16 protein-coding genes and 1 riboswitch are annotated in these 12,708 nt (G+C 67.1%); of the genes, 5 read left to right on the plus strand and 11 right to left on the minus strand.

What is annotated here, in order from left to right; genetic code table 11:
* Position 1 precedes the first annotated feature (1 nt).
* The gene (locus AC50YA_RS12960) at positions 2 to 1,384 is read left to right on the plus strand and encodes an MFS transporter (RefSeq protein ID WP_494982676.1); all 1,383 of its coding nucleotides are present in this window, start codon (positions 2 to 4) and stop codon (positions 1,382 to 1,384) included.
* A 69-nt stretch (positions 1,385 to 1,453) separates the two neighbouring features.
* Here AC50YA_RS12960 and AC50YA_RS12965 read toward each other — a convergent pair whose 3' ends face one another.
* On the minus strand, positions 1,454 to 2,179 hold the full coding sequence (locus AC50YA_RS12965) for an SAM-dependent methyltransferase (RefSeq protein WP_494982677.1): 726 nt from the start codon (positions 2,177 to 2,179) through the stop codon (positions 1,454 to 1,456).
* Between the two features lie 381 nt (positions 2,180 to 2,560).
* Between AC50YA_RS12965 and AC50YA_RS12970 the strand changes: the two genes are divergently transcribed.
* Positions 2,561 to 4,489, plus strand: a complete 1,929-nt coding sequence (locus AC50YA_RS12970; RefSeq protein WP_494982678.1) for a DEAD/DEAH box helicase — start codon at positions 2,561 to 2,563, stop codon at positions 4,487 to 4,489.
* A 141-nt stretch (positions 4,490 to 4,630) separates the two neighbouring features.
* On the opposite strand, the gene AC50YA_RS12975 is transcribed toward AC50YA_RS12970, so the two are convergent.
* From AC50YA_RS12975 to AC50YA_RS13010, 8 genes are all read right to left on the minus strand, one after another.
* Complete coding sequence (locus AC50YA_RS12975) at positions 4,631 to 5,281, minus strand: MBL fold metallo-hydrolase (RefSeq protein ID WP_494982679.1); 651 nt, start codon at positions 5,279 to 5,281, stop codon at positions 4,631 to 4,633.
* Positions 5,282 to 5,295: 14 nt separating this feature from the next.
* Positions 5,296 to 6,303: an aldo/keto reductase gene (locus AC50YA_RS12980; protein WP_494982680.1), complete on the minus strand. Its 1,008-nt coding sequence runs from the start codon at positions 6,301 to 6,303 to the stop codon at positions 5,296 to 5,298.
* A 77-nt stretch (positions 6,304 to 6,380) separates the two neighbouring features.
* Complete coding sequence (locus tag AC50YA_RS12985; RefSeq protein WP_494982681.1) at positions 6,381 to 7,007, minus strand: nucleoside/nucleotide kinase family protein; 627 nt, start codon at positions 7,005 to 7,007, stop codon at positions 6,381 to 6,383.
* 9 nt (positions 7,008 to 7,016) lie between these two features.
* Entirely contained in the window at positions 7,017 to 7,406 is a 390-nt protein-coding gene (locus AC50YA_RS12990) for a DMT family transporter (RefSeq protein ID WP_494982682.1), read from the minus strand.
* Entirely contained in the window at positions 7,406 to 7,729 is a 324-nt protein-coding gene (locus tag AC50YA_RS12995) for a DMT family transporter (protein WP_248763758.1), read from the minus strand. The genes AC50YA_RS12990 and AC50YA_RS12995 overlap by 1 nt, the downstream gene beginning before the upstream one ends.
* A gap of 9 nt (positions 7,730 to 7,738) precedes the next feature.
* A riboswitch (guanidine-III (ykkC-III) riboswitch) is annotated at positions 7,739 to 7,804 on the minus strand.
* 146 nt (positions 7,805 to 7,950) lie between these two features.
* Complete coding sequence (locus tag AC50YA_RS13000; RefSeq protein ID WP_494982683.1) at positions 7,951 to 8,481, minus strand: ferritin; 531 nt, start codon at positions 8,479 to 8,481, stop codon at positions 7,951 to 7,953.
* A gap of 84 nt (positions 8,482 to 8,565) precedes the next feature.
* The gene (locus tag AC50YA_RS13005; protein WP_494982684.1) at positions 8,566 to 9,243 is read right to left on the minus strand and encodes a HutD/Ves family protein; all 678 of its coding nucleotides are present in this window, start codon (positions 9,241 to 9,243) and stop codon (positions 8,566 to 8,568) included.
* A gap of 115 nt (positions 9,244 to 9,358) precedes the next feature.
* Positions 9,359 to 9,679, minus strand: coding sequence for a hypothetical protein (locus AC50YA_RS13010; protein WP_494982685.1), 321 nt, complete (start codon positions 9,677 to 9,679; stop codon positions 9,359 to 9,361).
* Between the two features lie 149 nt (positions 9,680 to 9,828).
* On the opposite strand from AC50YA_RS13010, the gene AC50YA_RS13015 reads away from it, so the two are divergent.
* The 3 genes from AC50YA_RS13015 (at position 9,829) to AC50YA_RS13025 (ending at position 11,320) form a co-directional block, all read left to right on the plus strand.
* Positions 9,829 to 10,155 (plus strand): phosphotransferase, encoded by a 327-nt coding sequence (locus AC50YA_RS13015; RefSeq protein ID WP_494982686.1) that lies wholly within the window; start codon positions 9,829 to 9,831, stop codon positions 10,153 to 10,155.
* A gap of 87 nt (positions 10,156 to 10,242) precedes the next feature.
* A complete protein-coding gene (locus tag AC50YA_RS13020) occupies positions 10,243 to 10,845 on the plus strand; it encodes a phosphoribosylanthranilate isomerase (RefSeq protein ID WP_494982687.1) in 603 nt (200 codons plus the stop codon).
* A 73-nt stretch (positions 10,846 to 10,918) separates the two neighbouring features.
* Positions 10,919 to 11,320 (plus strand): YccF domain-containing protein, encoded by a 402-nt coding sequence (locus tag AC50YA_RS13025; protein ID WP_494982688.1) that lies wholly within the window; start codon positions 10,919 to 10,921, stop codon positions 11,318 to 11,320.
* Here AC50YA_RS13025 and AC50YA_RS13030 read toward each other — a convergent pair.
* Positions 11,317 to 11,751: a VOC family protein gene (locus AC50YA_RS13030; protein ID WP_494982689.1), complete on the minus strand. Its 435-nt coding sequence runs from the start codon at positions 11,749 to 11,751 to the stop codon at positions 11,317 to 11,319. The genes AC50YA_RS13025 and AC50YA_RS13030 overlap by 4 nt on opposite strands.
* A 59-nt stretch (positions 11,752 to 11,810) precedes the next feature.
* Positions 11,811 to 12,680 carry a DUF4031 domain-containing protein gene (locus tag AC50YA_RS13035; protein WP_494982690.1) on the minus strand — a complete coding sequence of 290 codons (870 nt, stop codon included), beginning with the start codon at positions 12,678 to 12,680 and terminating at the stop codon, positions 11,811 to 11,813.
* Between the last annotated feature and the right edge of the window lie 28 nt (positions 12,681 to 12,708).

Raw genomic sequence — 12,708 nt, forward strand, 5'->3', positions numbered from 1 at the left:
CATGCACGATTCGGCCCGGCCGGCTACGCATCCCGCCCCCACGGCCGGGATCCTGCAGCGGCCCTACCTGTGGGTGACCATCGGCGCGTGTGCCCTGGTGTTCCTGGCGGCCTTCGAATCCCTCGCGGTGACCACCATCATGCCCGTCGTCAGCCGCGAGCTCGACGGCGCCAGCCTGTACGCGCTGGCCTTCGCCGGTCCGCTGGCCACCGGCGTGATCGGCATGGTGGCGGCCGGAAACTGGTCGGACCGCCGCGGACCAACCGTCCCGCTCTATGCCTCCGTTGCCTTGTTTGTGCTGGGCCTGATCATCGCGGGCACAGCCGTGTCGATGCCCATGATGGTTGCCGGCCGCTTGGTGCAGGGACTCGGGGGCGGTGCGCTGACGGTTTCGCTCTACGTGGTGGTGGCCCGCGTCTACCCGGCCGTCCTGCACCCCGGAATCTTCGCTGCATTCTCCGCCGCGTGGGTCATCCCGTCCCTGGTGGGCCCGTTCGCGGCCGGCATCGTGGCGGAGGTCCTGAGCTGGCACTGGGTGTTCCTGGGCGTGGTGGGGCTGGTGGTTCCCGCCGTGGTGATGATTGTTCCGGTGCTCCGCAGCATGGAGGGGCACCCCGCGCAGACCGCCGTCCCGCCTTGGGCGGTGGGCCGGCTGGCCTGGGCGGCGCTCGCCGCGCTCGCTGTGCTGGGGCTGAATCTCTCCGCCGGAGTCACCATCGATGGTGTTCCCGCGGCCCCGGCACTGCTCGCAGCGGCCGCGGTCGTGATTGCCCTCGTAGCCGTGCGGCCGCTGGTACCGCGCGGAACACTGCTCGCGCGCCGCGGCCTGCCCAGCGTGATCCTGACCCGCGGCCTGGCGTCTGCCGCGTTTTTCGGTGCCGAGGTCTACCTGCCGTACCTGCTGATCGAGGAGTACAAGTTCCCGCCGACGTTCGCCGGCCTGGCGCTCACCGGAGGCGCGTTGTCCTGGGCAGCCGCTGCCGCCATCCAGGGCCGCCTCGGCGCCAGGCTGCAGCACCGGGCAGCGGTGCGCATCGGCTCAGCGCTGGTGCTCGGAGCCATCATCCTCACATTGGCGACGTCGGCGCTCCACTGGCCAGCCGCCGTCGCGATTGCCGGCTGGCTCTTCGCCGGCGGCGGGATGGGGCTGCTGTATCCGCGGCTCAGCGTGATGACGCTCGCCATGTCCACCAAGGAAAACGAAGGCTTCAACAGCTCGGCGATGTCCATTTCGGACTCGCTGGGCGGGGCGCTGGCGCTCGCCGCCACGGGCATCGTCTTCGCGGCATTTACGACGACGACGGAATCGTTCGCGGGGGTTTTCGCACTGACGGCGGTGGTGGCCGTCGCCGCGGTTGCGGTGGCGCCACGGGTTTCGCGCTGACCCCGGAGTTTTTGTCCAGATAATGCCGTCGAATGCCTGCCCACGAAGTCCCTTTATCTGGACAAAAAATCACGCCAGGCGGGTGGCGCGGAGAACGGTGTCGCCAATGATGGCCTCCTCGCCGTCCGGACCTGACGCCGGGCGCTCGCGGGTGGTGTTGACCTCCAGCTGCCATTGCGGCGAGTCCAGGCCGAGCTCCGCCACGAGCTGCGCCGGGGTGTAGAACATCTCCGGCCTGGTGTGGTTTCCCCACGGCGGCAGGCGGTCCGGATGATGGCCCACGATCAGCAGGGTTCCGCCTGGCTTGACCGCCAAAGCCGCCGTCCGCAGGGGGCCCTGCCACGCCAGATGCGGGGAATGCAGGAACTGGGAGGACACCAGATCGAAGGTTGCCGGGGGTTGCCACGCCTCTAGGTCGCACTGTTCCCAGTGGATGCGGCTGGGAATTTCACCGGCCCCCTCGGCGTGCACGCTCTCCCGGTCCAGGGCAGCTTTTTCGTGGACGAAGGCCCGTTCCAGTGCGACCGCGGAAACGTCGACGGCGGTGACGGTCCAGCCCTGCTGGGCGAGCCAGATGGCGTCGGCACCCTCGCCGCAGCCCAGGTCCAGGGCCTTGCCCGGCCTCAGTCCCGCGCCTTCGCGCAGCAGCTGGGGATTTGGCTTGCCGCTCCAGAATTTCGGCTTGCTCCGGTACCTTTCGTCCCACGCCTCGGCGGCACTGCGCTGCGGTGCGTCCCCAGGCCGGGTGCCGCCGTCGTCCGTTGTGTGGTGGTGGTCCGCACCCTGTTCAGTCATGCCTCAAGCCTGCGCCTGCCTGGTCCCCAAAGGCAACGTCCGCACCGTGCTCCCCACCCCAACTAAGTAGCGCTAACTGTCCTTTTGAGACCCCATAACGACAGTTAGCGCTACTCAGTTGGGAGGGGGCTGGCGTGGGGATGGTACGCTTATGGGACTTGATGTGCAGTGATGCCCGCTCGTCCCTTTATTTGGGAAGCGGGTTTTTTCATGTGAGAGGCACATCCTGCGTCGATGAACGCGTTCCATTTGGTCCCAGCCGCCGCCCTGAATTGGGCAGCAGCACGGTTGATCACCTGACTTTTCTTCGGCGAAACCCTTGAGCCAACCGGCATCGGGGGCCGATATCCGCATGGATACCGCCTGAAAGACCTTGAATATATGACTACTTTTGCTGCCCTCGGCACGCCCAAAGAACTTGCCGACACCCTCACAGCCCAGGGAATTGTTGAGCCGTTCCCCATCCAGGTCAAGACCCTCCCGGACACCCTGGCCGGACGCGACGTCCTGGGCCGCGGCCGCACCGGCTCCGGCAAGACCATCGCTTTCGCCATCCCGCTTGTAGCACGACTCGCTGAGCGGGAAGCCAAGCACTTCCGCAAGCCCGGCCGCCCCATGGGCCTGGTCCTCGCACCGACCCGCGAGCTCGCCACCCAGATCAATGCCACCATCGAGCCGATGGCCAAGGCCATGGGCCTGACCACCACCGTGATCTACGGCGGCATCTCCCAGGCACGCCAGGAAAAGGCCCTGCGCGCCGGCGTCGACATCGTCATCGCCTGCCCGGGCCGCCTGGAGGACCTGATCCGCCAGCGCATCCTGACCCTCGAAGGTGTCGAGATCACCGTCCTGGACGAGGCCGACCACATGGCCGACCTCGGCTTCCTCCCGGTGGTCAAGAAGCTGATGGACATGACCCCGAGCCAGGGCCAGCGCCTGCTGTTCTCCGCCACCCTGGACAACGGCGTGGACAAGATCGTCCAGCGTTACCTGTCCAACCCGCTGACCCACGCCGTGGATGAATCACAGGCCGCCGTGACCACCATGGAGCACCACGTTCTGGTGGTCAACGACCAGACCGTCAAGAAGCAGCTGATCTTCGAGCTCGCTTCCGGAGCCGGCCGCCGCGTCCTCTTCATGCGGACCAAGCACCACGCCCGCAAGCTGGCCAAGACCCTGACCGACGCCGGGATCCCCGCCGTCGATCTGCACGGCAACCTCTCGCAGAACGCCCGTGACCGCAACCTGGCCGAGTTTTCCTCCGGTGACGTCCGCGTCCTGGTGGCCACCGACGTCGCAGCCCGCGGCGTCCACGTGGACGACGTCGAACTGGTGATCCACGTGGATCCGCCCACAGAGCACAAGGCATACCTCCACCGCTCAGGCCGTACGGCCCGCGCAGGTTCGGACGGCACTGTTGTCACGCTGACCCTCCCGGAGCAGCAGTCCGACGTCAAGAAGCTCATGAAGGCTGCCGGCGTCGAGGTTAACTTCGAGCGCGTCACCGCCAACTCCCCGCTGGTTGCTGAACTTGTGGGCGAAATGGCCGACAAGATCGATCCGCGCACCCGCGCCGCTCTTCTGGCCAAGAAGTCCGCACAGCAGGGTGGCGGCACCTCCACGGGTGCCAACGCCGAGCGCAAGCGCGCCCGCCGCAGCCAGGAAGGCCCCACCGCCGGTGGCCGTGGCGGCCGTGGTGGACGTGGACGCGTCTCCGCTGAGCCGACCCGCACCGATCTTCCCCGCGCCGAGCGCCGCGCTGTTGCCTACGAAGGGCGCACCGAGGCACGGGCAGCATTTGACCGTGTAGCCGAGCAGAACGAGGACCGCGCCATTGCAGCAGCTGCTGCTCGCCGCAATTCCCGCGGCGTCACAACCTCCACGCACCGCAACGACGTCCCCGCAGCAGGTGGCCGTGCAGCGGCCGGCCGCGGTTCAGACGGCCGTTCTGATTCACGCGTTACCCGCAGCGATGCTCCCCGTGGCGGCACGGGCCGTCCGGCTACCACCGGCGGACAGCGTGGCGGACGTCCGGCAACGGGCCAGCGCGCGGCCGGAGCCCGCACTGCCGGCGCCGGTGCAGGTGCCCGCACGGGTGGATCCGGCCAGCGCGCCGGAGCCTCCACGGGTAACTCGGGCAACGGCGGCAACGCTGGCAACAAGGCTGTTTGGTCCTCCAACACCGGCGGCACGTCCGGTGGCTCGTACGCCGGTAACGGTGGCGGCAACGCTGGCGGCAGTGGCCGTCCGGCACGCAGCGGTCCCCGCCGCGCGTCGGCTCCGGCCTCGAACGAACGCCGCAGCCGCTAATCCCCAACCGCTCCCTGACCTCGCAAGCTCGGTCAGGGAACCCGGCGGTCGTGGCCCCGCCTTAACCACCATCGAGTGCTCCGTAACCGCCGTTTAGAAGGTTCATAACGGCAGTAACGGAAGCACTCGATGAGTTAAGCGTTACCAGCCGCGGGCGCGCCACTCCTCGAGATGCGGGCGTTCTGCGCCCAGGGTGGTGGGGCTGCCGTGGCCCGGGTGCACCACGGTTTCATCCGGGTAGGCCTCGAACAATCGCGCGGTGACGTCGTCCAGCAGGGACGTGAACCGCGCCGGATCTTTCTGGGTGTTGCCCACGCCGCCCGGAAACAACGAGTCGCCGCTGAAAATATGGGCAGGCCCGTCCGGGTCCTGGTACACAAATGCGATGGATCCCGGGGTGTGGCCGCGCAAATGTAGGGAGGTCACGTCGAAGCCGTCGAAGTTGCCGATGTCGCCGTGGTCCAGCAGTACGTCCACCTTCACCGGCAGCGCCTCGGCGTCGTCCGTTCCGGCCGCCGTCCTGGCTCCGGTCGCTTCCACCAACGCCGGCAGTGCGCGGACATGGTCCCAGTGCTGGTGCGTGGTGGCGATGAGTGCCAGCTTGGGTTCAGCCGCAGTATCCGCGGCCGAGTCCGCCAGCATCGCCTGGATGGCCGGAAGATCGTCCGCGGCATCGATCAGCAACTGTGCACCGCTGGCCTTCGCGGTCAGCAGATACACGTTGTTGTTCATCTCGCTGACGGAGATGCTGCGGATGGTGATGTCGCGTAGGTCGTGAATGAGCGTGTCCATGGGCTTCAGTCTATTCACGGCCCTGGTTGTTCACGGCCTTGGGACACCCAGCTGGGGTCCGCCGAGCGGGAGCCGACGACGGCGTCCGCGGCCTGGTCCAGCGCCTCCAGTTGCGCCGGGGTCAGGTCCAGGGACAGTGCGCCCAGGTTTTCGTCGATCCGGTGCGTTTTGCGCGTGCCGGGGATGGGGACCACAGCCAGTCCCAGCCGTTTGCCCTGCTCCAGCAGCCACGCCAGTGCAACCTGGGCGGGCGTAGCGGACAGCTCGGCGGCGACCGACCGCACGGTGGCCACGACTCCCTGGTTCGCGTCAAAGGCGTCCGCGGCGAACCGCGGGATCCGGCGTCGGAAGTCGTTGGCTCCCAGGCTTGAAGCGTCCACCGTGCCGGTGAGGAATCCCCGGCCCAGTGGCGAATACGGCACAAAGCCCACGCCCAGGCTGGCCGCGGCCGGAACCACGTTGCGTTCCACGTCGCGGCTCCAGATGGACCATTCGCTTTGGACCGCGGCGATGGGGTGCACGGAGTGGGCTTCGGCCAGCTCCTGCGCGGTCACCTCTGACAGGCCAAGGTGTTTGACCTTGCCCTGCTGCACCAGCCCCGCCATGGCCTCCACGGTTTCCACAATCGGAACGCGGAGGTCACGGCGGTGCATGTAGTAGAGGTCGATCACGTCCGTGCCAAGCCGCTTCAGGCTGGCGTCGACGGCCTGCCGGACGTAGGCGGCATCTCCCCGGATGTCCGTGTAGCCGTCAGCCGGAGAGCCCACCAGGGAAAACTTGGTGGCGAGCTGCACTTCGCCCCGGCGTTCTTTGAGCAGTTGGGCGATGAGTTGCTCGTTGCTGCCTCCGCCGTAGATGTCCGCGGTGTCAATGAAGCTGACGCCGGCATCCACCGCATGATGCAGGGTTTTGAGGGCTTCGTGCGGGTCAACCTCGCCGTAGACCGGGGTGAGGGCCATGCCGCCGAAGCCCAAGGGGCTGACGTTGAGGCCGTCGCCGAGGTGTACCGATGGTGCAGTCATGAGCGCTCTCCATTCGTTGTGGACTCTCGTCCCAGCCAAGAACCCTGACCCTTGCCCCAGTATTCCTGGCCGGCGTCCTAGCCCCACGGGATGATCCGGTCGGCGCCCTGGCGCGTGGCCGCGATCATCACAGCGTTGGCCTCATCCGGGCCGGTCGCCCAGGCTTCGGCCGCGGTCCGTTCCATGCCGAACTCCACGTGCCGGCCCACCAGCCGGGCCAGCCGCAGCGCGGCCGGGGTGTCCATGAACCAGACCTCATCCAGCTGCGCCCGGACGTCTTTCCACTCGCGTGCCTCCGCCAGCAGGTAGTTTCCTTCGGTGATCACCAGCGGCAAGGAGGCCGGAACCGCGATGGACGCGGCCACCGGCTCGTCCAAAGTCCGCCGGAACTCCGGTGCGTACACCACTGACTCGTCCCGGCGTACCAGGCGCTGCAACAGCGAGAGGTAGCCGCCGACGTCGAACGTGTCCATTGCGCCCTTGCGGTGCCGCAGTGGTGTGCCGTTGATGATCGCATTGCCCAGGTGGAAGCCGTCCATGGGAACCACCACGGCGAGGTCGGGGCCGAACTCCCGCTGCAGCCGGCCCGCGAACGTGGATTTGCCGGAGCCGGGCGCTCCCGTAATGCCCAGAACAATCCGCCGGCCGCCGTCGAGTCTGTGCCGCAGGGCAGCGATGGCCTGCTGCATTTCGGGGGAGTCCATGGCAAAAGCCTAAACCGGCCGCTGGTTCTCCCCGGCTTTCGCACGCGCCGACGGGACGGCAGCAGGTGAAGCCGGCAGCGCCTTCAACCCGGCCGCGCAGCCCACAATCCCCGCGATGAACAGCACCTTCAACACGCTGAAGGGTTCGACGCCGGTGGCCATCGCCCAGCCCACCGTCAAGGCAGCCCCGATCCCCACCCAGACGGCGTAGGCCGTGCCGAGGGGGATGCTGCGGATGGCCAGGCCGAGGCCGATCATGCTCAGGGTGGCCGTCACGCCGAAAACAAGAGTGGGCAGCAGTTGGGTGAAGCCGTCCGAGAGGCCCAGGGCGGTGGCCCACACGGCTTCCAGCACGGCGGAGGCCAGCAGCATCAGCCAGGCAGCGGAACGCTTATTCATTACGCCACCACCTTCAGGCCAACCACGCACGCGGCGATACCGGTCAGCAGCAGGAGACGCGCCGTCGTCGGACGTTCAGCCTTGGTGATGATCGCGTAGGCGGACGTCAGCACCACGCCCACGCCCACCCACACGGCGTACGCGGTGCCGGTGGGGATGGACTGCATGGCGATCGCGAGGCCAGCCATACTGGCGAGGACGGAGACCAGGAAGAGGAGGGCGGGCGCGAGCCGGCGCCGGCCGGAGGCTTGGAATGTCCGGTGCAGGGCTGCGGCCCAGACGGCTTCCAGCGCTCCGGAAAGAATGAGAATTAACCACGACATGACAGATCCTTTGGCCAGTCTTGTCGCGTGCCGGGTACTGAACCGTCGTCCGGAGGGTCCTGTGCGGAGCCTTGATCCCAGCATAGCAACGCCCGACGGCGGGTGGCCGGGTTGGTGGCCAACCTCACCGCCGCGGGCCCCGCCCAACTAGGTAGCGCTAACTGTCGTTTTGAGGCTCCAAAACGACAGTTAGCGCTACCTAGTTGGGGAAGCGCGGAACCTTAGAGAGCGCCGCCGGCAGCTTCCGGAGCGGAGGAGTCGCGGCCCCCGTTGCCAACGGTTTCGCGGGCGATGAAGTTCTCGATGTCGAACAGGTTGTCCGCGCGCTCGGCGATGTTCAGGAGGGTGGTCATGGAGGCGACCTCCTCCACCTGCTCCTTGAGGAACCAGAGCATAAACTGCTCGCCCAGGGCGTCATCCTCGCTGCGGGCCGCACGGAACAGTGCCTCGATTGCAGCCGTCACTTCCTTCTCCTGCTCGAGCGCCAGGGCCAGCGGCTCGGTCACGGTGGAGAAGTCGTTGCGCACGGTGGGGACGCCCGGGATGGTGAACTCAATGTCGCGGTCCAGCATGTACTGCACCATCATCATGGCGTGGTTCCGCTCTTCCACCGACTGCCGGTAGAAGTAGCGGGCAAGCTGCGGGAGGTCCTGGTTGGCGAACCAGGTGGCCACGGCAATGTACTGCTGCGAGGCCGCGAACTCGTTGCCGATCTGGGTGGACAGGAGCGCATTAAAGGGTGTGGAAGTCATAGCCAGAGTCTAGGAGCGACGCCCGCGGCTGACCAGTGTGGAAAGGCTCAGATAACGAAGGCGAGGCTGGCCTGCCGGGCTGGATCAGGCAGTCACGCGGTCGACCGAAACCACGGCCAGGAAGCCGCGGCCCAGGATCTCGGGGGTCCCGGCATCGGAGCCGACGACGGCGTCATACCGGTTCAGTGCCTCGGGTTCCCCGGGTGCCGGGGCGGCTTCGTCGCCGTCGGCTTCCGCGGCGGTTGCAGATTCCGCGGCGCCCGCGGATTCCGCAGGGACCGCAGCTTCTGCACTGACGCTGAGGTTGCCGGCGCTGACGGTGGCCTGGCCCTGCAGCAGCACAGCGAGCTGGCCCTCAAAAACCGGGTGCGCGCGCTTCTTGGAGAGCTCGATGATGGATGTGAAGCCCTTGAACGAACCCGTCCGGGTGATGACATTCAGGTCGCGGATGTCCCCGGTGGGCAGGGCCCCGTGCGCGGCAGCTTCGCCGGAGAACCTGAACGGCCGGTACTTTTCCAGCGGGTGCTCGGCGCCGTCCACGGTGAGCAGGAGGAGTTCGCCGTCGATCACGGTCAGCACACGCTCCATGCCCGGGAACGCCGAGAAATCACCGGCCTTGCTGACATCGGCGATGCTGACGCGCCAGTCCCAGGCGCCGTCCTGCGCCGAGGCGGCCTTCGGGTGGCTGGCAAGCTCCCGGGTCACCCCGCCGCCGTTGCGCCACGGTTCGGACCTGAGTTCTGCGAAGCGGATGATCTCCATCGGACCAGCCTAGTTTGTTTGGGCGTCCCCGCTTTTGTTTGGGCGTCCCCGCGACGCGTGGCATGCTGGGCGAATGCGCCAGGGGATCACCGACGAACAGAGCCGGCTGCTGACATTATGGCTTGGGGAATTCAGTGTGGTGCAGGATTACTCCTGGCCACTGCAAGACACCAACGTCCTCCACGTTGCCACGCCGCCGGGCGAAGAATTCATCGTCAAGGCGAGCACCACAAGCCACCATATCCACCGCGAGATCGCCGCCCATGCCGGCGGGTTCGAAGGGCTCCACGGCCGGGTCCCGGCGTTGCGGCATGCCTCGGCGAAGGCCGGAATCCTGGTGACGGAGTTCCTGCCGGGGATCCTGGTGGAGGGGACACCGGCCGAGGATGATCCGGAAACGTACCGCCAGGCGGGGGAGCTGCTGGCGAGGATTCATCGGCCCGCCGGGGACTCGTCCACCTACGCAAGAGCCCTTACGGCAAAGACCCGCGCGTGGATGGACCGCGCCCACGGGCTGCTGCCGGAAAAGCAACTCGACAGCTTTGAACAGGAGCTGGATGCCCTCCGCCCGGGCGTGATGCAGCGGTGGCAACGCACGGCGATTTCCAGCCGAGGAACTGGCTTCAGGACAACGGGCAGATCAAAGTCATCGACTTTGGCCGGGCCGAACCGCGCCCGTGGATGCACGATCTGGTGTGGCTCAGCCATCAGCGGTTCGTACGCAGGCCCGACCTGGCGGACGCGTTCCATGCGGGCCTGGGCAAAACGGTGGGCCCGGCGGACGAGGACGTGTGGCGGCTGGAGAACCTCAACCAGGCCATCGGCACGGTGGTGTGGGCCAACCAGGTGGGCGACACAGCGTTTGAGCAGACCGGGCGGGAAATGGTGGAGCGCGTTCTGTCCGGCCGCTGAAAGACCGGCGTCACATCAGCGCACGGGACTCTTCCCTGCTAATCTCCTCCCGGGGGACATCACGAAGACAGCCTGAAGGAGCCGGGAATGTTCGTCAAAGTCTGTGGTCTTAGTACGCCTGAATCCGTCCGTGAAGCCGTGAAGGCCAATGCGGACGCCGTCGGCTTTGTCCTCACCGCGAGCCCGCGCGGGGTCTCGCCGTCGCAGGTTTCCACTCTTCTGGACGATGTGCCGGAAGGCGTAATTGCCGTCGGCGTTTTCCGGCACGAACCTGTCGCCGATGCCATTGCCATCGCCCGATCCGCCGGACTCGAGTGGGTCCAACTCCACGGGGACCTCACCCCGGAGGACGTCACAACAGTGCACGACGCCGGCATGAAGCTGATCAGGGCCGTCACCATGGCAGCCACTGCGGACGCGTTCGCCGACTGGGGCGAGGAAATCCTGTTGATTGATGCCGCCGTGCCCGGGTCCGGACAGGCCTGGGACTACGCCTCCATGGTGGACGTGACGGCGCTCCAGGACCGCAAGTGGCTGCTGGCCGGCGGGCTGGATCCTGAGAACGTTGACCAGGCTGCCGCAGCAGCAGGCGCGTGGGGCGTGGACGTCTCCTCCGGCGTCGAGGTTTCCCGTGGCGTGAAGGACCTGGAGAAGATCCGGGCCTTTGTGAAGGCCGCCAAAGGCTCGTAGCAGGTCCAAGTTCAGGGGCCAATCAGGGCAGACCCCTACGTTTTTGTCAGACCCCGCGGGGCACAATGGATAGATGAAGACACTGCTCAACATCATCTGGCTGGTATTCGGCGGACTATGGCTCGCCCTGGGCTACTTCCTGGCCGGCATCATCTGCTGCCTGCTGATCGTCACCATCCCATGGGGCATCGCGTCGTTCCGCATTGCCGCATACACGCTCTGGCCGTTCGGGCGCATGGTGGTGGACAAGCCGGGCGGAACGGGCGTGTTCTCGCTGCTGGGAAATGTCATCTGGCTCGTGGTGGCGGGCATCTGGATAGCGATCGGCCACTTGGTCACAGCTTTTGCCATGGCGGTCACCATCATCGGCATCCCGCTGGCCATCGCCAACCTCAAGCTCATCCCGGTGAGCCTGATGCCGCTGGGCAAGCAGATCGTTCCCACCAACAGCCCGTTCGTTACCGCGTACCGTTAGCCAGCGGCCTTCCCAGGGGCTTCGCTAATTCCGGGGACCAGTCCCTGGGCTTCGAGTTCTTCTGACCGCAGCGCGCGCAGCACACAGAACTCGTTGCCGTCCGGGTCAGCCATGACCACCCAGGTCACCTCAGGCCCCTGCCCGACAGAAATGCGCAACGCGCCAAGGGCTTCCAGCCGCTGTACTTCCTCGGCCTGGTCTTCTGGGCGGAGGTCAAGGTGCAGCCTGTTCTTGAGCTCTTTCCGCTCGGGTACCTTCAGGAACAGCAGGTCCGGGCTGACGCCGTCGGCCGGACTGCCTGCGGCCGCCTCCAGCACGATTTCGTCCTCCGCCTCATAGGTGCGGCGCCACCCCAGGGCCTTCTCCCAGAAATCGGCGGGCACTTTGGGGTCGGTTGAATCGATGCTGACGGCTTGGATGCGCAGGTTCATCCGAGCAGTCTTGCACCGGCCGGGGCGCCCGTAAAGGCTCCCTGCGGTTGCGCGGAGAGTCAGGCCAGCTCGCCCTGCAGGTTCCGGTGGGCGGCATCGAGCCACAGTTCCCGTGCGCGGTCGCTGTGGAAGAGAGGGTCCAGTTCCAGCAGGTGACGGACGACGGCGGCGCGCCCGGCTGCGAAGTCGGCGTCGCCGATGTGCGCGTAGTCTTCCCGGACGGCGGCCACATACCGGGCGTACGGCTCAGGTTCGCCGCCGAGGACTGACAGGTCCGCGTCGCAGAGGAGGGCGCCGTCGTCGTCCCTTGGCTCCGGGCGGTGGTCCGATGTCAGCCTGACCAGCCGCGCTACCTCCTCGACATCCGAAGCAGGGAGCCCCGCGTCCGTGAGGCGCTCCTCTGCGAGCCGGGCCGATTCCTCCTCGTCCTGGCCGGCGACCCCGCGGTATACGGCATCGTGGAACCAGGCTGCGAGCAGCACTGTCCGCGGCGGATCGGCGGGGTCGGCGAGCAGGTCCAAAGCCTCCAGAACTGCCAGCAGGTGCGTGCAGCCGTGATACCGGCGGTGGTCCTCGCTCCAGCGGTCCAGCAGGTCAAGGAAGAGGGCGTCGTGGCCGGGCATGATGGTTTCCCAACGGTTCAGCAGCGGGACCTTGAGTGACTTATTGCGCCGCCGGGCCGGGATGCGCAGCCCGCTGGCGATGAGCTTGCGGACCAGGATCCGGGCCTCCACCGGGATGGCGCCCGCGGTCACCAGGTCGTCGAACCGGCGCTCGGCGACGTCGTAGTGGTCGCAGTCGAACGCCCGGTCCGGGATGCCGGTCGCAGCGGCGAAGGCGTGCAGCTCCGCCAGTGAGGCGTCCGAGATGAGGTGGGAAAAATGCGTGCCGTGGGCTGGCCACAGCGGCGGATCCAGGTAAATCGCCATGGGGGAAGTCTAGTGCGGCGCTCCGCGG

The organism is Pseudarthrobacter sp. RHLT3-21 (genome assembly GCF_059383495.1).